The organism is Chryseobacterium soli, assembly GCF_000737705.1.
GTDB classification, from domain to species: Bacteria; Bacteroidota; Bacteroidia; order Flavobacteriales; family Weeksellaceae; genus Chryseobacterium; species Chryseobacterium soli.
This window is the reverse complement of sequence record NZ_JPRH01000001.1, coordinates 220376-242662: the sequence shown is the minus strand read 5'-3', so window position 1 is coordinate 242662 and position 22287 is coordinate 220376. Positions and strand designations below refer to the sequence as shown.

Sequence of the window (22287 nt, the reverse complement as noted above, 5' to 3'; positions counted from 1 at the left end):
ATTTTGACTGCTTTTTTTATTTCAGGACGGTTCTTTCTTATTCGAAATGAAAACTCTGTTAAGATGCTTTCAGCGTATGAAACTGAACCTTAAATATACTTCCCTTGCCCTGTTCGGATTGTATGAAAAGTTTCCCCTGATGAATTTCGATGATATTTTTAACGATCGATAGTCCAACACCATTTCCTTTTTCATAATTCTTATTACTTCCTCGGTAAAAAAGATCAAAAATTTTAGAAAGATCAGCTTCGGAAATTCCAATCCCCTGATCGATAAACCGAACTTCCAGATATTCGTTTTGCACTTCTATTTCCACCGTGCAGTATTTATCAGCAGAATATTTACAGGCATTTTCCATCAGATTAGAAAAGGCAATCTGTAATAAATATGGGTTTCCATGAAAATCATAATTGCTCTGGTCCTTATCTGCAGTATTGTCCATGTAGTTGATTCCCACCTTGTAGCCGGAGTTTTTCTGCAATAAGGAAAGCTTTGATTCCGCCAGGATTTCATCCAAACGAAGATCCACAAAACTGATTTGGGATACATCATAGCTGGCGCGGGCAAAGTCGAGAAGGGCAGAAGAGAGGGCTGATGCCTGGTTGGCATCCTGAAGCGCATTATCTATAGAAAGTTTATAATCATCCAGAGTTACGTTCAGTTCCTTTGCCAGTTCCAGTTCTGCAATTAATGTAGAAAGTGGTGTCCTGAATTCATGGGAGATTGTCGTTACGAAATGTTTGTGATTATTAAAGGATTTCTCCAGCCGGTTGAAGGTTGAATTAAAAGTTTCGGTGAGCTCGTAAATTTCATCTTTTGCCTTCGGAACATCCAGTCTTTTGTTGAGGTTGTGCTCAGAAATATCACGGATCTGAATAATAATATCTTTCAAAGGTTTCAGTGTATAATAAGAAAACAGGAAACCGATAATAAAAATAACAGCAATCGAGATGATATAAATGATGATGACATCTTTTTTAAATTCCGCGATATGGGCCTTTCCCGTAACATCTACCGCACTGCCGATTACATAATAATTTTCTGAATCATATTCATACCGGATGGCCATATACTGCCGGTCGCCTCTTTGCCAGACCATTCGGTTTTTATTCGTTTTAATCAGCCGATCCAGATATTTTTCGTTGCTTGCCAAAGGAGGAATATCAGAGAAAAGCAGTTGTTTTTGATGATTATATACATTGATATCTGCTTCATTTAGCAATTTTTTGTTGCGTTCATGAAGTTCCTTGATCTTAGACGAATCAATTTTTGCATCAAAAATAAATTCCGATCTCCAGGTAATTTTATAGCCTAAACGGTCATTGAATTCATCCTCCCGGTTTTTTTCTGAAACAAAATAGAGTACATAAGCAAAAACAAAGAGAATTCCTGCGGTAAGGATGGCGTAATTGAGGGCGGTTCTGGTTGCTATTTTCATAGGCGGATCGCTATTTTTTTAGGGTCATGGATAACCGCTTTGATATCTTTTGAAAGAAACGCGTGGTTGTGATGTTATAATTGATGGGTGAAGATGAAGCCCATTCCCGGTCGGGTATGAATTAGTTTTTCTTCAAAATCTTTATCAATTTTCTTACGCAGATAGGCAATATACACATCGATGTAATTAGTACCTGTATCAAAATGATTTCCCCAGACATTCTCTGCAATCTCTTCTCTGGATAGTACCCTTTCCGAATTGCTCATCAGGAAAACCAGGAGTTTAAACTCTTTTGGGGTAAGTTCAATTTCTTTTCCGTCTCTGAATACGCGGTTTGTACTTCTGTTCACTTGAAGATCCTGGTATTCCAAGAGAGAAGAAAGTTCATCTTTTTGAATCGTAGATGATTTCCTCTGCAAAACTGCTTTTATCCGGGCATACAGTTCTCTGATCTCAAAAGGCTTTACCATATAATCATCTGCTCCTGCATCAAACCCTTCAATTTTTTCATCAATAGTTCCCAGTGCGGTCAGCATGATGATCGGAAGATCCGGATATTTCTGCTTGATCATTTTACTCAGCTCAATCCCATTCATCCGGGGAAGCATAATATCGGTAATCACGAGATCGAAAGTGATTTTCTCCACCAGTACGAGCGCATCTTCTGCGTCTTCGGAAATGTAAATCTGATAGCCCTGGCTTTCCAATCCACGCTTTAAAAGGCTGGAAACTCGTGCGTTATCTTCTATGATTAAAACTTTCATGCGGGGAATATTTTAGAATAAGATATTCAGTTTTCGGAAGAAAAACAGCCTGTCAACAAATTGAGAGTCAGCCGTCCTGTAAATCCTATACAAAGGTATTCCATATTTTAATTGTAGAAGAACAGATTCTTTCTTTTAATGATTTTCTATAGATTTTCTAATAGATTTCTAATGAGGCACGGGAGTTTCCAGGAGTAATTTTGTCCCATAAAAATCAACTAAAAAAGATAAGAAAAGAAAATAGTATGAATAGAAAATCTTTTAAAACAGGTCTTGTTGTGCTGTCATTCATGAGTATGGGTGCTGTAGTGAAAGCGCAGAAAAAGAATGACTTTAATAACCCGGGACTGACCCATTATTTAAATGATGAACATTCAAGGTATATCTCTTTTAGCGGGTATGCAGAATTGTGGGCAAGATACACCCAGATGAATCCCGGAAGTCTTATCAATAATGAAGCAACATCAGGAGCGTCAGATCTTTCTCTTCGTAGAGTACGGGTAAAAATGACGTATAAACCGACAGAAAAATTAATGTTCGTCCTGCAGGGTGGAACTACTAATGTTAACGTCAATGCTAAAGCGAGTAATTATTTTGACTTGCTGGATGCTTATGCGGAATATAACTTCAGTGATAAAATTGCTTTTGGAGCAGGACGCTCTACCTGGAGGGGATTGTCAAGATTCACCACCGGACCTTTAAATACACTGCTGTATGATTTACCCGCTTATGCAACCTCTAACGCCGGAGCAACCGATTATACGGTAAGAGAGTTAGGCGCTTATGTAAAAGGACAGTTGGGAAAATTTGATTACCGTTTGGTTGTCGCTGATCCTTACAGTATGGCTACTGCCGATCCAAAATTAAATGTAGCTACTTTCAGTAAAAATTCGCCGGGGAAAGATTTCTCAGGATATTTCAGGTATGCATTTTTAGACAAAGAAAATATTTCTACTCCTTTTAATGCAGGGACTTATGTAGGTAAAAAGAGTGTTTTAAGCCTAGGTGCCGGATTTGATTACATCCATAACGCGATGTGGCATCAGGACGTGAATAAAAATACGGTGAACGATGATATGAAAAACTTTGCCGTTGATTTATTCTATGATGCTCCGTTGAATAAAGAAAAAGGAACCTCAATCAGTGCTTATGGAATGGCCATGCACAATGACTACGGACCCAACTACGTAAGATATGTAGGAACAAATAATCCTGCAACTTCTGTAGATGTTACACAGGCCAGCCTGAATGGAGCCGGGAATGCTATGCCTGTAATTGGTACCGGAAATACGTATTATGTGCAGTTGGGAGGTACGCTTCCGTATTTTAATAAAGATAAAAAGAACCTTCAGCTTCAGCCGGCGGTAGGAATGCAGCTTTCCGACTTAAAAGGACTTCATGACAACGCAGTGATTTATGATGCCGGAATTTCGCTACTCATGAATGGAATGTCTTCGAGACTGACTTTTGATGCTCAAAACAGACCTGTTTTTGAGAATGATCCAGGCAATAATGCTGTTGTTTCCGATAGAAAATGGCAGTTCGTCTTGAAATATAGAATTGATTTTAATTAAAAAATAATACAATGGAAAGAAGAAAATTTTTATTCCAGGCAGTACAAGCTTCCGCTTTGCTGCTGGTTTCAGGAAATATATTCGCATCCGCTTTACCGACGGTATTTAAACCCATAAAAAAGAAAAAAGTGTACTTTCATTATTTACTGTTCTGGCTCAGAGAGGATCTTTCTGCAGCTGAAGTCAAAGAATTCGAAAACTTCTTTGAAGGTCTTAAAAAACTTCCTTACCAAAGAAATCTGCGTTATGGGAAACCGGCAGCCTCAAGTCCCAGAAGTGTACTGGATAACAGCTTTACCTACAATGCTTCTATGGAGTTTGATAGTTTGGAAGAGCTGGAAGCCTATGGACAGCTTCCGGAGCATTTAGCTCTTGTAAAAAAGTATAAACCCATGTTTGAGAAAATGATGGTTCATGATACAGTTTACAATTAAAAATAAAACAATTAAATTTACAATGAAAAACATCGTTAAAGGCATTTGCCTTGCAGCAGCATTAAGCACCGTCGGATTTATGAATGGACAGGACAAAAAGCACCAACATCTAAGCGTAAGTACAGAAAGTACCAGTGAATCTATTCCTGCCGTAAGGCTGGTGAATAACCCTGACGGAACATGTACTTTTGAAAAAGGAAAGATTCCCACGCTGAAGCATATGAATACCACAACATTCTGGATAAGCAACAAAACGGAAGAATGGGAAAAAAATGCACACCCAGCCCCAAGAAGGCAGTACGTAATTACTCTAAAAGGAAACATCAAATTTAAAGTGAGCGATGGATCTACTTTTATGATCAAACCTGGAGTAATTCTTTTAGCAGAAGACCTTAAAGGAAAAGGCCACAGCTGGGATATGGTGAAAAGTAAGGAGTGGGAGAGAATGTATGTGCCAATTTCAGAGGATGCTGATGATTTTTTCATTCCTGATTCCAAATAATTTTTAGATATACAATCACTGGTTCAGTGTTTTATATAATTCGTGCAATGTTGTAAAGCAGCCCATTTGGGCTGCTTTTTTATGTTGGTGACGTTGCAGATGAATATCAAATATAGATTGCTGATAAGAAAAGCAACCTGGCGAGGCTGCTTTTTCTTTATTTTAAAATTAACTCCCAGTAAATTATGGAGATAGTATCTATGTTTAATCAAAAATTAGCTAAACTTCTTGAAAATCAGAGTCGCATTGTGTCCTCCAAATCCAAACGCATTGCTTAATGCAAACGTAATATCTTTTTCTTTAGCTTCTCCGAAAACAATATTGATGTCTCTTGGAATCTTCTCATCTACCTTCTGCATATTGATCGTAGGCGGAATAATACCGTTCTGAATAGCTTTGATACAAAGAATCGCTTCCGCGGCTCCAGCTGCTCCCAGCAAGTGTCCCGTCATAGATTTCGTAGCACTGATGTCCAGGTTTTTATTTCCTTTGAAAAGGCTGGTAATAGCTGTTAATTCAACAAGATCTCCCAAAGGTGTTGAGGTTGCGTGCGGGTTGATGTAATCTATATCATCTACATTGGCTCCAGCTTCTTTCAGCGCGATCTGCATGGCTTTGATAGCTCCGACCCCTTCAGGATGCGGTGCCGTCATATGGTAAGCATCGGCAGTCATAGCTGCACCTACCAGTTCTGCATATATTTTTGCGCCTCTGGCTTTTGCGTGGTCATAGTCTTCAAGAACTAAAGCACCGGCACCTTCACCCATCACAAAACCATCTCTGTCAGCATCATAAGGACGACTTGCAGTAGCGAAATCATCATTTCTTGTAGACATTGCCTTCATGATTGAAAAACCTCCAACAGAAGCCGGAGTAATTGCTGCTTCCGATCCACCGCTAATGATCACTTTAGCTTTTCCAAGACGGATATAATTGAATGCATCCATTAATGCCGTATTTCCAGTCGCACAGGCAGAAACCGTGGTGTAATTGATTCCGCGAAGTCCATATTTCATAGAGATCATTCCCGAAGCCATATTGGCAATAAACTTAGGAACGAAAAAAGGATTAAAGCGTGGTACCCCTTCACTATGGGCAAATTCCATTACTTCACTTTCGAACGTCTGCATACCGCCCTGGCCTGTTCCCCAGATAACTCCGGTATCAAACGGGTCCATATTTTCTAAATCCAGTCCGGAGTCCTTAATAGCTTCCGCAGAAGAGTACATGGCGTACTGAGAGAAAATGTCACTTTTTTTAATTTCATTGTGGGTTAAGTGTACTTTTGGATCAAAGTCTTTCACTTCGCATGCAAAATGAACTTTAAATTTTTCTGTATCAAATTGTTTGATCAGTCCTGCGCCACTAACGCCGTTTATACTATTTTGCCAAAAATCTTCGACATTATTCCCCAAGGGCGTTACTGCGCCCAGTCCAGTAATGACAACTCGTTTCATACCTAGTTATTAATTTTAAATAAATTGGAGGTTCCCCTTGCAATTAATCTTGTTTTATCTGCACTCCAGATTTCGCATTGTACGTTGATAAATTGCTTACCTCTTTTAATGATTTTCGTTTCGGCTACAATATTATCATTTTCTTTTGCAGTTGAAAAATAATCGATCACATTATTGATGGTTGTTATGAAAGATTTATCATTTAATGAGAACATTGTTGCTCCGATGATGTCATCCACAATAGCTGCGGTTACTCCGCCATGTAAATTTCCAATCGGATTCAGCCATTCTGCCCGTACCGTATACTGAAATTCCAACTGGCCCTCTTCTGCCGAAATAACGACCGGATTCAGCCATTTCATAAATGGAGACGGAGACGGGTCAAATTCTTTCCCAATGAATTGTTTGAGTTGTGCTAATCTGTCCATACACTCAGTATTTATTTTTCTAAAATCATTGTTATACCCTGTCCTCTCGCCGCGCAGATCGAAATAAATCCTTTTCCGCTTCCTTTTTCATCAAGAAGTTTTGCTAAAGTGGCAATCACTCTTCCTCCTGTTGCGGCAAATGGATGAGCGGCAGCAAGACTTCCGCCTTTTACATTCAGTTTATTGCGGTCTATTTTTCCCAATGCTTTTTCAAGTCCGAATTTTTTTGCGAGGTCATCATTTTCCCAGATCTTAATCGTTGCTAAGACCTGTGCGGCAAATGCTTCATGAATTTCGTAATAATCAAAGTCTTCTAGATTCATTCCTGCTTTTTTAAGCATTCTTTCAGCGGCAAAAACGGGTGCTAACAGTAAATTCTGTCTGTTTTCAACATATTCTATCCCTGCAAGCTCAGAAAACGTAATATACGCTAAAATTGGGAGATTATTGGCTTTTGCCCATTCTTCGCTTGCCAATAATACTGCAGAAGCCCCATCGGTAAAGGGAGTAGAGTTTCCTGCCGTTAAGGTTCCGTTCTGTTTATCAAAGGCTGGTTTTAACTGTGATAATTTTTCCAGACTGGTATCTCTTCTCAGATTATTATCTTTATCCAGACCAAAAGCAGGCGTTATCATATCATCAAAAAAACCTTCATCATATGCTTTAGCCATATTTTTGTGGCTGTTAAATGCCAGCAGGTCTTGTTCTTCACGGGAAATCTGGTAATATTTAGCTGTGATTTCCGTATGTTCACCCATTACCAGGCCTGTTTTAGGTTCCTGTCCTTTATAAGGAATCGGCATCCAGTCTTTCAGTTTTGGACTCAACAAATGTTTTAATTTGCCAAAGGCTGACTTTTCTTTATTGGCTTTCAGCAACGCTTTTCTTAATCTTTGGGAAGATTCGAAAGGAATATTGCTCATCGCTTCAACCCCACAGGCGATACCACTTTCTATCTGGCCTAGTGCGATTTTATTTCCAATGTAAATCGCCGCTTCAATTCCTGTGTCGCAGGCCTGCTGAAGATCACATGCGGGTGTTGCAGGATCCAGTGAGGTATTCATTACCGTTTCTCTGATGAGATTGCTCTCGGAGATATGCTTGATCACGGCACCGCCGGCAACTTCCCCAAGGAGTTTCCCTTTTAAATGATAACGGGTAATCAATCCTGTTAATGCGGAAAGAAGCAGATCCTGATTGCCTGCATCGGAGTAGGCGGTATTCATTCTGGCGAAAGGAATTCTGTTGTATCCTACGATAGCCACTTTTTTAGTTTCCATAAGATGAATTTTATGATGGAATGATGGTAAGTTCTTTATCAATCAGGCTGAGTATCCTATCCAGAGCCAGGTGTAAAAATTTAATTTCTCCTGTTGTTTTAGAAAGTAAAATACCTCCTTCGATCAGCATGATAAATAGGGAAGCATATTCTTCGGAGTTCCGGTCTTTATGGATTTCTCCATTATTCTGCCCTTCTGCAATCACAGATCCGATTTTCTTTTTCCATTCTTCAAAAGACGATTGAACCTGTTTTTTAAGGACAGGAAAAGTATCATCCGCTTCTGTAGCGGCATTCATGAGCGGGCATCCGCCGTTTGAAAAAACTACTTTCCAGTTTTTTCGGTAAAAATCAACAAAAGCATGCAGTTTATTGAAAGTTGTAGGAAATTCGTCCCCAAAGGATCTTGACATATTTTTTGCTAAAACACCTGCATTGTATCGGTATACCTCAAGAGCTACTTCATCTTTGTTTTCAAAATTTCCATAGATGCTCCCTTTTGTTAATCCTGTTGCTTCTGTAATATCAGAAAGTGAGGTCGAGGTATAGCCTTTAGTATTAAACAAGGAAGCTGTTTTCTCAATGATGAATTGTTTTGTCTTTTCTGCTTTTGACATTTCAGTTGCAATTTTCAGCAAAGATACAAAAATATACCACTTGGTATATTTTATTTACAAATGAAATCTGAGCGATTTGTTGTGCTCAGATTTCAATGCTTTATATCGTTGTGATACAGCTTATTTTAAGATAATGTGGCATTCAATGTAATTTCAAAATTGAAAGCAGCGCTTACCGGGCATCCTTCTTCAGCAATTTTAGCATATTTTTGAAATTCTTCTTCTGATAAACCTGGAACCTTTGCCGTTAATGTTAGTTCAGATTTGGTGATCTTTCCGATGTTAGGATCAAGCGTAATCACGGAAGTCGTTTTCAGTTCTTCAGGAGTGAATCCTGCTTGTGAAAGCTCTGCGCTTAATTTCATGGTAAAACATCCTGCATGGGCTGCTGCCAGCAATTCTTCAGGATTGGTTCCCACTCCGTCAGCAAAACGGCTGTTGAAAGAATATTGAGTTTCATTCAACGTTGTACTTTGAGTCGTTAAATGTCCTTTCCCTTCTTTGATGTTACCGTTCCAAACGGCTGTTGCGTTACGTCTCATAATGTTTGTTTTTTGTTGTTTTAGTAAATATTTTATTTTTGATGTTACAAAGGTAAGTCGGGTAATGGTTCAATACGATAGATAAAAAGGCTTAAATATTGTACTTTTTTCCCGAGGCGTAATTTTTTTTAAAGTTTGAAGGCGTATGTCCCGTTTTTTGGGTAAAAAGACGATTGAAATAAGCTGGATCTTCATATCCAAGATCGTATGCGATTTCTTTCACGCTCTTGTCTGTATAGAATAATAATCTTTTTGCTTCCAGTAAAATCCGGTTGATGATGAATTGATTGGGAGACTCCAGATGCAGGTTTTTGAATTTATGAGTTAAGGTTTTGGGAGCGATGTGAAGAAGTTCTGCATAGTCGGCAACCTGATGTTTTTCCCTGAAATGAATCTCCAGATATCTGCTGAAATCCCTGAAAACATCCAGTTCATTGTTCGGTATATTCACCGTATCCGTCTTCAGATTTTGTTTCTTCCATTTTCTGGTGGTGCGGATGATGATCTGTTTCAAATAAGTTCTTATCATTTCCTCGCTTGAAGATTCTTTCCATTCGAGTTCATCTTTTATATGACCGAATAAATTTTGAATAATAATGGTTTCAGCATGATCAAGCTCCACATTCGGGATTTCAAAAACATTATGAAAAAGCAGTCCATCACAGGCAACTTCTTTATCGTGGATCTGAATACAGTAAAAATCGCGGTTGTAATACAGGAAAGAGGCTTCATCGGTTCCTCCGTTTTTAATGTCCAGATATTGATAGGTAAGGAAAAACAGAGTAGGCGCTTTCGTGATGTGATGATTAAAATCGATCATAAGTTCATATCCGGCAGGAACAAAAAGGATTTTAATATAGGGATGAGCCTTTATACTGTTGATGGTGTCAAGGTTTTCATTAGAAAATACATTCAGCCCGAATTTCTTATAATTATCTTCAAAAACGAGATCTTCCAATACCATATAGTTACTTTAGTTTAAAGATACAAAAAAGCTGGATTTTGAATGGTATTACTTTCTTTAACAATACATATAAAAATTCATATATTTCCGTTGATACTGTTGTGTCCATTTTATAAAGTCTGAATCTGTACTGTAATTTAAATTTTTCAAAGAACCTATGAGTAAGCTAGAAAATATTTTGAGAGAAATAACGCCATTATCTCCTGAGGATAGTTTTCTTGTGTTTGACCGGATAAAAGCATCATTCGATTTTCCTTATCATTATCATCCGGAAATAGAGATTAATTTTATTTACAAAGGCAAAGGCTACCGCCGGATGATTGGCGATCATACGGGAGAAATAGGAAATATAGAATTGGTGCTGGTTGGTCCCAATCTGCCGCACTGCTGGGCAAACTACAGGAATAAGCATAAGAAAACACATGAGATCACCGTGCAGTTTAATCAGGATTTCTTTAACCAGTCACTGATGGAGAAAAATATTCTGAAACCCATCAATACAATGATAAAAGATTCCATTAAAGGGATCTTGTTTTCTCAGGAAACGGCAGAGAAACTGAAGGATTCTTTTCTTAATTTATCGAAAATGGACAGTTTTGAGTCTTTCATTGAGATCATGAAAATCCTGAATGAATTGGCCACTGCTGAAAATACCACACTCTTATCATCGTATAGCATAGAACTCGAAACCTTTGCTGATAATGATAAAATGAAAATCATTCATGATTTTGTGCATAAGAATTTTGAAAATAAAATAACGCTGAACGACGCAGCCTCATTGGTAAATATGAGCAATGTTACCTTCAACAGATTTATTAAAAAAAGGATAGGTAAAACTTTCGTGAATTACCTTAATGAAATAAGAATCAGTTACGCAGCCCGATGGCTTATGGAAAAAAATCTTACTGTTTTTGAAATTGCTTTTGAAGCCGGATTTAATAATATCGCAAATTTTAATAAGGTTTTTAAATCCGTAAAAAAAACAACGCCTACAGAATTCAGAGAACAGTTTAAGGGAGTGAAAAAAATAGAATAACTTTTATTTCCTCATATAATTATGCTCTTAAGATCCGGATTTAACCATTCGGATCTTTTTTTTGCTGGAAATTGCCATGAAAATGCCATTAATTTTACAACTTCAATAACAGTGTATGTATATTAAAATCAATTGTTTGTGGGTTGTTTTTAAAAATGTATGAAAAAATAATATCGTTTTATGATAAAATAGTATTATATCCGGTTGGCAACAAAATTTAGATTTGCTAATATGAATTAAATCTTAACAAAACTTTAATTATTTGATGCATCCGATGTATAATGTTGAGGAAAAATAAATGGAATTTGTTTTACAATAGAAAAACAATATTTGATTGGGATTTAATTCAAAATAACCCTTAACAAATCTAAAATTTATGAGAAAAACAGTTATTCCGGTTTTATTAGCTTTTTCTTTATTTGGGTATGCACAAAATACAAAGACGGCTGATTCTGCTAAAACAACTGATATCCAGGAAGTGGTTGTTACCTCTTTAGGGATAAAAAGACAGGCGCGTTCTCTGACCTACTCCAGCCAGCAGATTGGCGGAGATGAGCTGACGGAAGTAAAAACTCCCAATCTTTTAAATTCCATCAACGGAAAGGTTTCTAATGTTCAGATCAATAGAACCAACGGTGTGGGGAGTTCTGTAAGGGTGATTATGAGAGGAAACAAATCGGTATCCAACAGCCAGCCGCTCTATGTAATCGACGGAATCCCAATTATTAACGAAGCGGGAAAAGCTCCGGAAATAAGCCAGTATTCCTCTATGCCGGATCCCGGTGATGTACTGAGCTCCATTAATCCCGATGATATTGAAAGCATCAATTTCTTAAAAGGAGCTTCTGCTTCCGCGCTGTACGGCTCTGCCGGAGGTAACGGGGCGATATTGATTACCACTAAAAAAGTCCGTGCCGGAAGAAGTATCATTAGCTATAGTACCAGTCTCACGGTAGATAATGCATACAGTCTGCCTAAATTACAGCATAGCTATTTGTCTTATGATCCTGCGGTACCCAACGAAACTCCGGGTTCTTCTATTTATAGCTGGGGAGCCAAAGGATCTTCGAAAGATTATCTCAAAGATTTTCTGCAAAACGGAACGACTTGGGTTAACAGCCTTTCTTTTCAATCGGGAAATGAAAAATCAACGAATTATTTCTCTATTGGAAATACCACGAATAAAGGAGTGGTACCCATGTCTTATTTTGATCAGTATAATGTTTCTTTCAGGAACTCAAGTAAATACCTGGATGATAAGCTGACATTAGATGCGAACTTCATAGGTTCCCTCCAAAACAGTAAAAACAGGCAGACTCCGGGAGCTTCTTTCTCACCATTGGTGAGTTTGTATTGGCTGCCGAGAGGGGTAGATTTTGATCAGTACGGACCGGATAATTATTCCTACCTCAATAAAACGCGGTTACTTCCTGCACAAAACTGGTGGGAAATAGGGCCGGATGGCGCTTTCAAAGGAAATCCGGCTACTCAGAATCCATATTGGATCCTGAACAGAAACCAGGTGACAGTCAGCAATAAAAACGCCTACAGTTCCATTGCATTGTCCTATCAGATTAACCCATGGCTTTCTGCCAGAGTGCGTGGGAATTATAGCTGGAACATTTCCGACAGCCAGCGTGATATTTCTGCCTATTCAGATCCTGCTTTGCTCGCCAACGGACTCAACGGAAGGCTTCTTAAAAATGTATATGAAAATTCTTCTACCTATGGAGATGCTTTACTTATTGGTAATCCCAAATTAACGGACGATATTTCGCTGGACTTTACGGTAGGAGGAAGTATTAATACGACAAGAAACAAAGTAACCCAGATTGATAATTCTTATCTGGCAAACCCAAACCTGTTTACTTTAAATAATCTGCAATGGGCCGTGAACAGAGCTCCGGGCGATGGATATCATAATATCTACTGGAATATGAAAAAACAGGTACAATCATTCTTTGCGAGTGCATCTGTCGGATATAAAAATATGTTCTATGTGGATATGACATTTAGAAACGACTGGGATTCTACTCTGGCTTTAACTGGAAGAAAAGGCTTTGACTATGAATCTGTAGGAGCGAATGCCATATTATCTTCTGTGTTTAAACTTCCGGAAGTGATTGATTTCTGGAAAGTACGGGCGTCTTATGCTACAGTTGGTTTAGGGTTACCGTCGAATATTTCAAATGCCATGTTGGAATATTATAAAGCCTATTCTTACGGGGTAGATGCCGGAACCATCGTATATCCTAAGAGTTCATTTGTGACCAGTATTCAGGAGCTATCTCCAAAACCGGAACTTAATAAAACGTTTGAAGCAGGAACAGAGCTGAGATTGTTTAAAAACCGATTGAGTTTTGACATCACTTATTATAACTCCAATGCCACCAATCAGTTATTGGAGACGGCAATTTCTTCCAACTTAGGAGGGATTCCTTCAGGCTCATATTACATCAATGCAGGGAAAATACAGAATACAGGTTTTGAATCTTCTTTGTCTTACAAAATTTTCAGTTCAGAAAAATTTGGATGGACTGCTATGGTGAATGGATCAGCGAATAAAAATAAGATTGTAGAATTATTTCCTACCAGCATCAGTGTTCCGCAGGATCAGCTTTTTTCATTGACCGGCGGCGGAAATTATACTAAAATGAAACTGGGCGGATCGTTCGGGGATATTTATGGAATTAAATTCCAGAGAGATGATCAGGGACGTATTCTGGTGGATGCCAATGGAGTTCCGTTAGCCACGACAGGCAGTTTGGGCTATTTAGGAACCCCGAATCCTAAATTTATTATAGGCTTTAATAATGCTTTTAACATTGGAAAATTGGGGATTTCCTTCCTCGTTGATGGGAAATTTGGAGGTAAAGTATTATCTCTCACTGAAAAAGCGAATGATCTGTACGGCGTAAGTAAAGCTTCTGCCGATGCCAGAGATGCAGGCGGAGTGTCTATTCCCAATGCAGTATATGCACCCGGAACACCACAGGCAGGAACCGCTTATAACGGAAAAACCGATGCAAGAGCCTATTATTCAGCAACCGGTGGGATTAATAACGGGACAGGGATTGATGAGGCCTACATGTATAGCGCTACAACAGTACGTTTACGACAAGCTTCCATTTCATACACATTTGATGTGGATTCAAAATATATGAGAAATGCAACGGTAAGCCTTATTGGAACCAATCTGTTTTTCTTCTATAAAAAAGCTCCGTTTGATCCTGAACAGGTATCCGGAAACACGCCGGGCGGAGTGGGAGTAGATTCATTTGGACTGCCGGTTACCCGTTCCATCGGATTATCATTAAAAGCTAACTTCTAATTTTACAATACGAAAATGAAATTCATTACTATTAAAACATGGGTACTTGGAGCAGCGGTATTGCTTACTGCTTCCGGATGTACCAGTGAACTTGATCGATATAATCAGGAAAAGTTAGGAGGACCTGAAAATTTTTATGCAGACTTTATTGCGGTGGTAAACCCGATGAAATCTATGCAGAGAGGCCTTCAGTCAGATTACCAGTTGTATCCGAACCTCAGTGCAGATATGTTTAGCGGGATGTTCAGTACAGCAACCCAATTTAACGGGGGAAAAAATAATATGACCTATTATATGATGGACGGATGGAATAACAGGATTATTGCAAGACAGCAGGATATTTTCAACTATTCCATCATCATTGATAATGCCGCTAAAAATAACTATCCTGGGATCGATTTTACAGCAACATTTGCCGTTAAAAAAATACTGAAAGTGATTACGGCTGCCAGAGTTTCAGACAATCATGGTCCCGTAGTATACAGTAAATACGAAACACCGAATGCAAACGGAGTTACTGATTTCGATTCTCAGCAGGATGCCTACAATTACTTCATTAATGACCTTACCTCTGCTATTTCCGATTTGGAAAAAATAAAGAATACATCCAGTACACAAAATGTAGAAGACAAATCTACTTTACAAAAGGCGGATTTGGTGTATCAGGGAAATATAGCCCAATGGGAAAAATTAGCTAACTCTCTTAAGTTGAGGTTTGCTATGCGAATGAGTTATGCCGACCCGGCAAAATCCAAGCAGTATGCAGAAGAAGCTTTTGCATCCCCAGCAGGATTAATTACGGATAATGCTGATAATGCATTGATAAGTGTCGGACAGTCTGAACTCAGTTTTATTATTTATTCCTGGGGAGATTGTCTTATCGGAGCACCTCTGATGGCCTACATGAACGGATATAATGATCCAAGACTTCCGGCATATGCCATTCCTGCAACAGATGGCAGTGTTCAGGGTAAATATATTGGAATCCGTCAAGGTATTGATTTATTAAATGGAAAAACAACCTACGGAGGATTCTCCCAACCACAGGCGAAATCTGCAAATGGCGATTATTTTTCTGCCACGGACGGTAAACTTAAATTGTTTACAGCAGCAGAAGCCTGGTTCCTGAAAGCCGAAGCTTCCCTGAGAGGATATGCCGGTGCCGGTGATGCAGAAACGAACTATGTAACCGGAGTTCAGCAATCTTTTGGGGAGTGGGGAAAAAGTGCAAATGTTGCCACATATCTTGCAAATACTACCGCAACCGAAGCTCCTTATGTTGATCCTAAAAATGCAGCTAATAATATCAATGCCGGAGATACCCAGCTGAGCACAGTGACCATCGCTTGGAACAATACCGATTCTACGGAAAGGAAACTGGAACGAATTATTACCCAAAAATGGCTGGCCCTGTATCCAAACGGCCCTGAAGCGTGGGCAGAACAGAGACGAACCGGATATCCTATTCTTTTTAAAATAAGACAGAACGATAGCGGGGGACTCATCAGTACAGATGCCATGATTCGTAGAATTCCTTTTACGACCGATACTAAAAATTCGCTGTTCAATTATTCCCAGGCTTTGCAATATCTAGGCGGAGCCGATACCGGAGGAACAAAATTGTGGTGGGATAAAAAATAATTATAGCAAGAACATCATCAGAAAGATCGAGAAGCTGTTTCAAAATTTAGATTTAATTTTTTCTCATCCCGGCGGAAGAATCCCGGTGCAGGAATTCTTCATTTTAATCACGTTCGTTTCACGCCGGAATGAGATTTTTTGAGAGATTCTCTTTTCTTTAGTATTTTAGTTGAATATGGAAAACAACAACTCTGAAACCCGTTCAGTACAACCGATCCTCTGGATATCTACATTATATTTCGCAATGGGAATTCCTTTTGTGACCATTAATGCGGTTTCCGGGATTATGTATAAAGATATGGGCATTTCAGATGCCAAGATCACATTCTGGACGGCTCTGATTATGTTTTCATGGACACTAAAGCCTCTGTGGAGCCCTTTTCTGGAAATCTATAAAACAAAAAAGTTTTTTGTAGTTGCTACTCAGTTTGCTATAGGAATTCTTTTCGCATTAATCGCACTAGCACTGCCGTTACCTGATTTTTTCAAATACAGCATTGCTCTTTTCGCGGTGGTTGCATTTTGTGGGGCGACCCATGATATTGCTGCAGACGGAACCTACATTAATTTTTTAACGAATAAAGAACAGGCAAAATACATTGGCTGGCAGGGTGCTTTTTATAATCTTGCCAAGATCATCAGCAGTGGAGTTCTGGTCTATTTTGCTGGAGTTCTGGAAAAAACAAAAGGAGTCACCAATGCATGGATGATTATCATGGGAATTTATGGACTGCTGTTTTTTGCATTAGCTCTATATCATTATGCTGTTTTACCAAAAGAAAACAGAAGTAAAAAAGAAATCCGGAAAGCAGGAAGTATCCGTAAAGAGCTATTGGAAGTAATCATTTCATTCTTCAAAAAGAAAAACATCATGTGGGCCGTATTGTTTATCATCCTGTACCGTTTTGCGGAAGGATTTGCGATAAAGATTGCGCCTTTATTTTTTAAAGCACCAAGAACTTCAGGAGGATTGGGATTATCTACATCGGATATCGGGCTTATTTATGGTACTTATGGCTCAGCGGCATTTATTTTAGGGTCTGTGCTCGCAGGATATTTCATTGCTGCAAGAGGATTGAAAAAATCTCTGATCTGGTTGTGTTCCGCTTTTAATATTCCATTTGTGGTATATGCCTTATTGGCTCATTTTCAACCGGATACATTGCTTCCTGTAGGCATTGCAGTTGTAGTGGAATATTTTGGCTACGGATTCGGTTTTGTAGGGCTGATGCTGTACATTATGCAGCAGATTGCACCGGGTGAACATAAAACGGCTCATTATGCTTTTGCAACAGGGATTATGAACCTTGGGGTAATGATTCCGGGAATGTTCAGCGGAATGATTAGCGATTGGGTGGGTTATAAGATGTTTTTCATCTGGGTTTTGATAGCAACTATACCCGCTTTTATAGTCACGTTGCTGGTACCGTTCTCCTATTCTGAAAAATTAAAAGAACACTAAATCATTTATTAAACCTATTAAATAAAAGTAAAAAATACTTTATGACATTTCAACCAGCAAAGATCCCCTGGCAGGATCGTCCGGAAGACAGCCGCGATATCATGTGGCGCTACGCTGCAAATCCGATCATCAACAGATATGCAATACCCACATCCAACAGCATTTTCAACAGTGCTGTGGTTCCTTTCGAAGATGGGTTTGCGGGAGTGTTCCGTTGCGATAACAAAGCCGTGCAGATGAATATTTTTGCAGGTTTCAGTAAAGATGGGATCAATTGGGAAATCAACCACGATCCGATTGATATGAAAGCCGGAAATACCGAAATGATAGAATCGGATTATAAATATGACCCGCGTGTTGCCTTTATTGAAGACCGCTACTGGATCACCTGGTGCAACGGATATCACGGACCAACAATCGGGATTGCCTATACTTTTGATTTTAAAGAATTTTTTCAGTGCGAAAATGCATTCCTGCCTTTTAACAGAAACGGAGTTCTTTTTCCTGAGAAGATCAACGGGAAATATGCAATGCTGAGCCGGCCAAGTGATAATGGACATACTCCTTTTGGAGATATTTATATCAGCTACAGTCCTGATATGAAATACTGGGGTGAGCATCGTTGTGTAATGAAAGTAGCACCATTTGAAGACAGTGCATGGCAGTGTACCAAAATAGGAGCAGGCCCTGTTCCAATCAAAACAGAGGAAGGATGGCTGCTTTTCTACCACGGGGTGATCAATACCTGCAGAGGATTCCGTTATTCGATGGGAGCATCGCTGCTGGATCTTGAAGATCCGTCAAAAGTATTGTACAGAACGAAACCTTATTTGCTGGCTCCGGCAGAATTGTATGAGCTTACAGGAGATATTCCTAACGTAGTTTTCCCATGCGCCGCGTTGTCGGAAGGAGATAAAGTAACGGTATATTATGGTGCGGCGGATACGGTAGTAGCCATTGCATTTGGATATATTTCTGAAATCATTGATTATATGAAAAATAATTCGCTTTAAACTTTAATAAATAAACAGTTAATGTTGTATTTCCGGCTGTTGAAATCATGATTAAGGTTTTTATATTGTTGAATAAATCTCTATATTGAGAAATTTTTAAGATTTTCCTATTATGAAAAAAGAATTGCTTGTGTTTTTATTGATAACCCTGTTTTCCTATACCGGAAATGCTCAGCAGCGAAAAGATGATATTCTTTCCTGGGTAGACCCGTTTATAGGAACCGGAGGACATGGCCATACATTCCCCGGAGCGACTACGCCGTTTGGAATGATCCAGCTCAGTCCGGATCAGAATACCAAAAGCGGCGACTGGGATTGGTGTTCAGGCTATCATTACAGCAGTAAAACCATTATGGGATTCAGTCATAACCATCTCAGCGGGACGGGTTGGGCAGATCTTGGAGATATTTTAGTGATGCCTACTGTCGGAAAAATCAATATGCTGCCCGGATCAGAAGAAAAGCCGGAAACCGGGTACCGTTCCACCTTCAGTCATGAAAGAGAAACCGCATCACCGGGATATTATTCCGTGATGCTGGACAGCTACGGAATTAAGGCAGAATTAACGGCTTCTCCAAGAGTAGGATTTCATAAATATACCTTTCCAAAAAGCGAAGAATCTAATGTGATCATTGATCCTACCAATAAGATCTTCGGGAATATTTATCATACCCTTGTAAGCATAGAAGGAAACAATACCATCAAAGGGTACTGTTACAGCAATGGCTGGGGCGGAAAACGGTTTGCTTATTTCGTGATGGAATTTTCAAAACCTTTTAAATCCTACGGCACTTATTCTGAAGGGAAACTGAAGGAGAATGAAAAAATTGCCCTTGCCAAAGATGCCAAAGCGTATGTAAGATTTTCCACTCAGGAGAATGAAAGCATTGAAGTAAAAGTTTCATTATCTCCGGTAAGTACGGAAGGTGCCCAGGAAAACTTTGATGCCGAGGCAAGAAACGTAGATTTTGCAAAAGCTAAAGAAAATGCACAGAATACTTGGAGGGATCTTATCAGCAGATTCCAGGTGACAGGAGGTACCAACGACCAGCGAAAAATTTTCTATACGGGAGTATACCATACCTTTATTGCGCCTAACCTTTATATGGATACCAATGGAGATTATGTAGCAGCACAGGAAAATATGAACACCAAATGGTTTACGAATTACAGTACCTATTCGTATTGGGACGGCTTCAGGGCAACACATCCTTTGCTCACCATTATGGATCAGAAACATACCAAAGAATTTGCAAACTCCCTGATCAGTCGATATACAGACCGTAAAGATCACATGCCGATCTGGGAACTGTGCGGCTATGATAATTTCTGTATGCTTGGATATCACAGTGTATCCGTAATCTGGGATGCCATTTCCAAAGGAGTTCCGGGAATCGATCAGGAGAAAGCATTTGCCGCCATGAAAGATGCTTCTTTAACAGATAAAATGAGCAGCAGCGATGGAGGTGGAGGTCTTAATGATTACATCAAATTAGGATACACACCATCAGAAAACGGAGCTTCAGTTTCCGCAACATTGGAATATGCGTACGATGACTGGTGTATTCAGCAGCTTGCTGAAAAAATGGGTAAAAAAGAAGAAGCGGAAGTCTATAAAAAGCGTTCTATGAGCTTCCTTAATACTTTCAATAAAGAAAATAACCATTTCTGGCCCAAACAGAAAAACGGAAAATTCTTACCGGATTTTACTTTAAACGACTGGAAAAAATTACAGCCACATTGGGTTTCCGGAAATATCTGGGCCTATGACTTCTTTGTTCCCCACCAGATTGATGAAATGATGAATTTATATGGTGGAAAGAAAGGATTTGAAGAAAAACTGGACAAAACATTTACCGAAGAGCTTAAAATGATTGGTGAACAGCACGTAGATATTTCAGGATTCATCGGTTCGCTGGGATTTGGTGACGAGCCTGGACATCATGTTCCTTACCTGTACAATTATGCTGGAGCGCCTTACAAAACCCAGAAGATGGTAAAATATATCCGTGATAATATGTACGCGGCAAAACCAGACGGAATTGTCAATAATGAAGACTGCGGCCAGATGTCGGCATGGTACATTTTCTCGTCATTAGGATTTTATCCGGTAACTCCCGGAAAGCCTGTTTATGCGATTGGAGCACCACAATTTCCAAAAGTATCCCTGAAATTGGAAAACGGGAACACTTTCACCGTTACGGCAGATAAAATATCAGATAAGAATATCTATGTTCAGAAAATGTTTTTGAACGGGAAAGAATTCAAGAGTTGGGAAATTAATCACAGCGACATCATGAATGGTGGTGAACTGAAATTTGTAATGGGAAGCAAACCTGTACAATACAATCAATAATAAATAAAAAGAATAATGGAAAGGAGAAAATTTATAAAAACAAGTGCCATTGCAGGAGCAGGACTGTTGTTTACTCAAAATATTTTTGCTAAAACGTTGAGCATGGAAGATTTTCCTATAGTTCGTGTTCCTAAAGATAAAAGACATTTTACGAGTGAAGCGGTAGATAATGCCATTGCAGCTTTTAAAAAGAAAGTGAAGAATAAAGAGCTGTCATGGCTGTTTGAAAACTGCTTTCCTAATACTTTAGATACCACCGTTTTTTATAAAGAAATCAATGGAACTCCGGATACCTACGTGATTACAGGAGATATTGATGCCATGTGGCTCCGCGACAGTTCTGCCCAGGTTTTTCCTTATCTGCAGTTCTCAAAAAAAGATGAAAAACTTCACAAACTGATCTCCGGAGTGATCCATAAGCAGACAGAATTCATCCTGAAAGACCCATACGCCAATGCTTTTTATAACGATAATAATAAAATAAGCAAGTGGAAAGAATATGACCATACGGACATGAAACCCGGTATTCATGAAAGAAAATGGGAAATAGATTCACTTTGCTACCCAATCCGCCTTGCCTACCATTTCTGGAAGGAAACAGGGGATACAAAACCTTTTGACAGCACCTGGCTGAAGGGAATTAAGCTGACTTTACAGACTTTTATTGAGCAGCAGAGAAAAACAGGATTAGGTCCTTATCAATTCGAACGTACAACCGCCTGGGCTACAGACGGAATTCCAATGGGTGGTTACGGGTATCCTACAAAACCTGTGGGATTGATCAATTCCATGTTCCGTCCAAGTGATGATGCTACGATTTATGCCTTTCTGATTCCTTCCAATTTATTTGCTGTGGTAAGCTTGCGCCAGGCAGCAGAAATGGTTTCACAGATTAAGAATGAAAAAGCACTGGCCCAGCAGCTTAACAGTCTTGCTGATGAGGTTGATGCGGCGATCAAGAAATACGGAATCTATGACCATCCGGAATACGGAAAGATCTATGCTTTCGAGACAAACGGGTTTGGGAGCTACAATTTAATGGATGATGCCAACTGCCCAAGTCTGCTTGGACTGCCATATCTGGGCGCTGTAAAAGCCGATGATCCCATTTACCTCAATACCAGAAAATACGTTTGGTCAAAGGATAACCCGTTCTTTTTCAAAGGAAAACTGGCAGAAGGAATCGGCGGACCACACATTGGTCTTGATATGATCTGGCCGATGAGTATCATTATGAAAGCCTTAACCACCAATGATAAAAAGGAAATCAAATGGTGTATAGAAACGCTACAGAAAACCCATGGCGGAACCGGATTTATGCATGAATCCTTCCATAAAGACAACGGCAAAAAATTTACCAGAGAATGGTTTGCGTGGGCCAATACCTTATTCGGCGAACTGTTATGGAAAACATTTAACGAAAATCAGGATCTATTGATATAAACTTTA

At 39.2% G+C, this 22287-nt stretch carries 18 protein-coding genes; 10 read left to right on the top strand and 8 right to left on the bottom strand.

Annotated elements, in window-relative coordinates; translation table 11 throughout:
• Window positions 1-58: 58 nt before the first annotated feature.
• The gene (locus IW15_RS01080) at window positions 59-1438 is read right to left on the bottom strand and encodes a sensor histidine kinase (protein WP_034708581.1); all 1380 of its coding nucleotides are present in this window, start codon (window positions 1436-1438) and stop codon (window positions 59-61) included.
• 74 nt (window positions 1439-1512) lie between these two features.
• Window positions 1513-2202 carry a response regulator transcription factor gene (locus IW15_RS01075; RefSeq protein WP_034708578.1) on the bottom strand — a complete coding sequence of 230 codons (690 nt, stop codon included), beginning with the start codon at window positions 2200-2202 and terminating at the stop codon, window positions 1513-1515.
• Between the two features lie 245 nt (window positions 2203-2447).
• Between IW15_RS01075 and IW15_RS01070 the strand changes: the two genes are divergently transcribed.
• Genes IW15_RS01070 through IW15_RS01060 form a run of 3 tightly spaced genes read left to right on the top strand, consistent with a single transcriptional unit; the run spans window position 2448 to window position 4712 of the window.
• Window positions 2448-3776: a hypothetical protein gene (locus IW15_RS01070; protein WP_131368447.1), complete on the top strand. Its 1329-nt coding sequence runs from the start codon at window positions 2448-2450 to the stop codon at window positions 3774-3776.
• 11 nt (window positions 3777-3787) lie between these two features.
• The gene (locus tag IW15_RS01065; RefSeq protein ID WP_034708573.1) at window positions 3788-4210 is read left to right on the top strand and encodes a Dabb family protein; all 423 of its coding nucleotides are present in this window, start codon (window positions 3788-3790) and stop codon (window positions 4208-4210) included.
• 22 nt (window positions 4211-4232) lie between these two features.
• Window positions 4233-4712: a cupin domain-containing protein gene (locus IW15_RS01060; RefSeq protein ID WP_228384290.1), complete on the top strand. Its 480-nt coding sequence runs from the start codon at window positions 4233-4235 to the stop codon at window positions 4710-4712.
• A 215-nt stretch (window positions 4713-4927) separates the two neighbouring features.
• Here IW15_RS01060 and fabF read toward each other — a convergent pair whose 3' ends face one another.
• The 6 genes from fabF to IW15_RS01030 form a co-directional block, all read right to left on the bottom strand.
• The gene (gene fabF / locus IW15_RS01055) at window positions 4928-6169 is read right to left on the bottom strand and encodes a beta-ketoacyl-ACP synthase II (protein ID WP_034708570.1); all 1242 of its coding nucleotides are present in this window, start codon (window positions 6167-6169) and stop codon (window positions 4928-4930) included.
• A gap of 2 nt (window positions 6170-6171) precedes the next feature.
• Window positions 6172-6597, bottom strand: a complete 426-nt coding sequence (locus IW15_RS01050; protein ID WP_034708568.1) for a PaaI family thioesterase — start codon at window positions 6595-6597, stop codon at window positions 6172-6174.
• A gap of 11 nt (window positions 6598-6608) precedes the next feature.
• A complete protein-coding gene (locus tag IW15_RS01045) occupies window positions 6609-7877 on the bottom strand; it encodes an acetyl-CoA C-acetyltransferase (RefSeq protein WP_034709782.1) in 1269 nt (422 codons plus the stop codon).
• A gap of 10 nt (window positions 7878-7887) precedes the next feature.
• On the bottom strand, window positions 7888-8493 hold the full coding sequence (locus IW15_RS01040) for a TetR/AcrR family transcriptional regulator (RefSeq protein ID WP_034709781.1): 606 nt from the start codon (window positions 8491-8493) through the stop codon (window positions 7888-7890).
• A gap of 125 nt (window positions 8494-8618) precedes the next feature.
• Complete coding sequence (locus tag IW15_RS01035; protein WP_034708565.1) at window positions 8619-9035, bottom strand: OsmC family protein; 417 nt, start codon at window positions 9033-9035, stop codon at window positions 8619-8621.
• 91 nt (window positions 9036-9126) lie between these two features.
• On the bottom strand, window positions 9127-9999 hold the full coding sequence (locus tag IW15_RS01030) for a helix-turn-helix domain-containing protein (protein WP_034708563.1): 873 nt from the start codon (window positions 9997-9999) through the stop codon (window positions 9127-9129).
• Between the two features lie 157 nt (window positions 10000-10156).
• On the opposite strand from IW15_RS01030, the gene IW15_RS01025 reads away from it, so the two are divergent.
• The 7 genes from IW15_RS01025 (at window position 10157) to IW15_RS00995 (ending at window position 22281) form a co-directional block, all read left to right on the top strand.
• Window positions 10157-11035, top strand: coding sequence for an AraC family transcriptional regulator (locus IW15_RS01025; protein WP_034708560.1), 879 nt, complete (start codon window positions 10157-10159; stop codon window positions 11033-11035).
• A gap of 376 nt (window positions 11036-11411) precedes the next feature.
• Window positions 11412-14366, top strand: coding sequence for a SusC/RagA family TonB-linked outer membrane protein (locus tag IW15_RS01020; protein ID WP_084681343.1), 2955 nt, complete (start codon window positions 11412-11414; stop codon window positions 14364-14366).
• 15 nt (window positions 14367-14381) lie between these two features.
• Entirely contained in the window at window positions 14382-16007 is a 1626-nt protein-coding gene (locus IW15_RS01015; RefSeq protein ID WP_034708559.1) for a SusD/RagB family nutrient-binding outer membrane lipoprotein, read from the top strand.
• 175 nt (window positions 16008-16182) lie between these two features.
• Window positions 16183-17469 carry an MFS transporter gene (locus IW15_RS01010; protein ID WP_034708558.1) on the top strand — a complete coding sequence of 429 codons (1287 nt, stop codon included), beginning with the start codon at window positions 16183-16185 and terminating at the stop codon, window positions 17467-17469.
• 41 nt (window positions 17470-17510) lie between these two features.
• Entirely contained in the window at window positions 17511-18482 is a 972-nt protein-coding gene (locus IW15_RS01005) for a glycoside hydrolase family 130 protein (RefSeq protein WP_034708557.1), read from the top strand.
• Window positions 18483-18594: 112 nt separating this feature from the next.
• On the top strand, window positions 18595-20838 hold the full coding sequence (locus IW15_RS01000) for a GH92 family glycosyl hydrolase (RefSeq protein ID WP_034708556.1): 2244 nt from the start codon (window positions 18595-18597) through the stop codon (window positions 20836-20838).
• 15 nt (window positions 20839-20853) lie between these two features.
• Window positions 20854-22281 carry a glycoside hydrolase family 125 protein gene (locus IW15_RS00995; protein ID WP_034708554.1) on the top strand — a complete coding sequence of 476 codons (1428 nt, stop codon included), beginning with the start codon at window positions 20854-20856 and terminating at the stop codon, window positions 22279-22281.
• The last annotated feature ends 6 nt before the right edge of the window (window positions 22282-22287 follow it).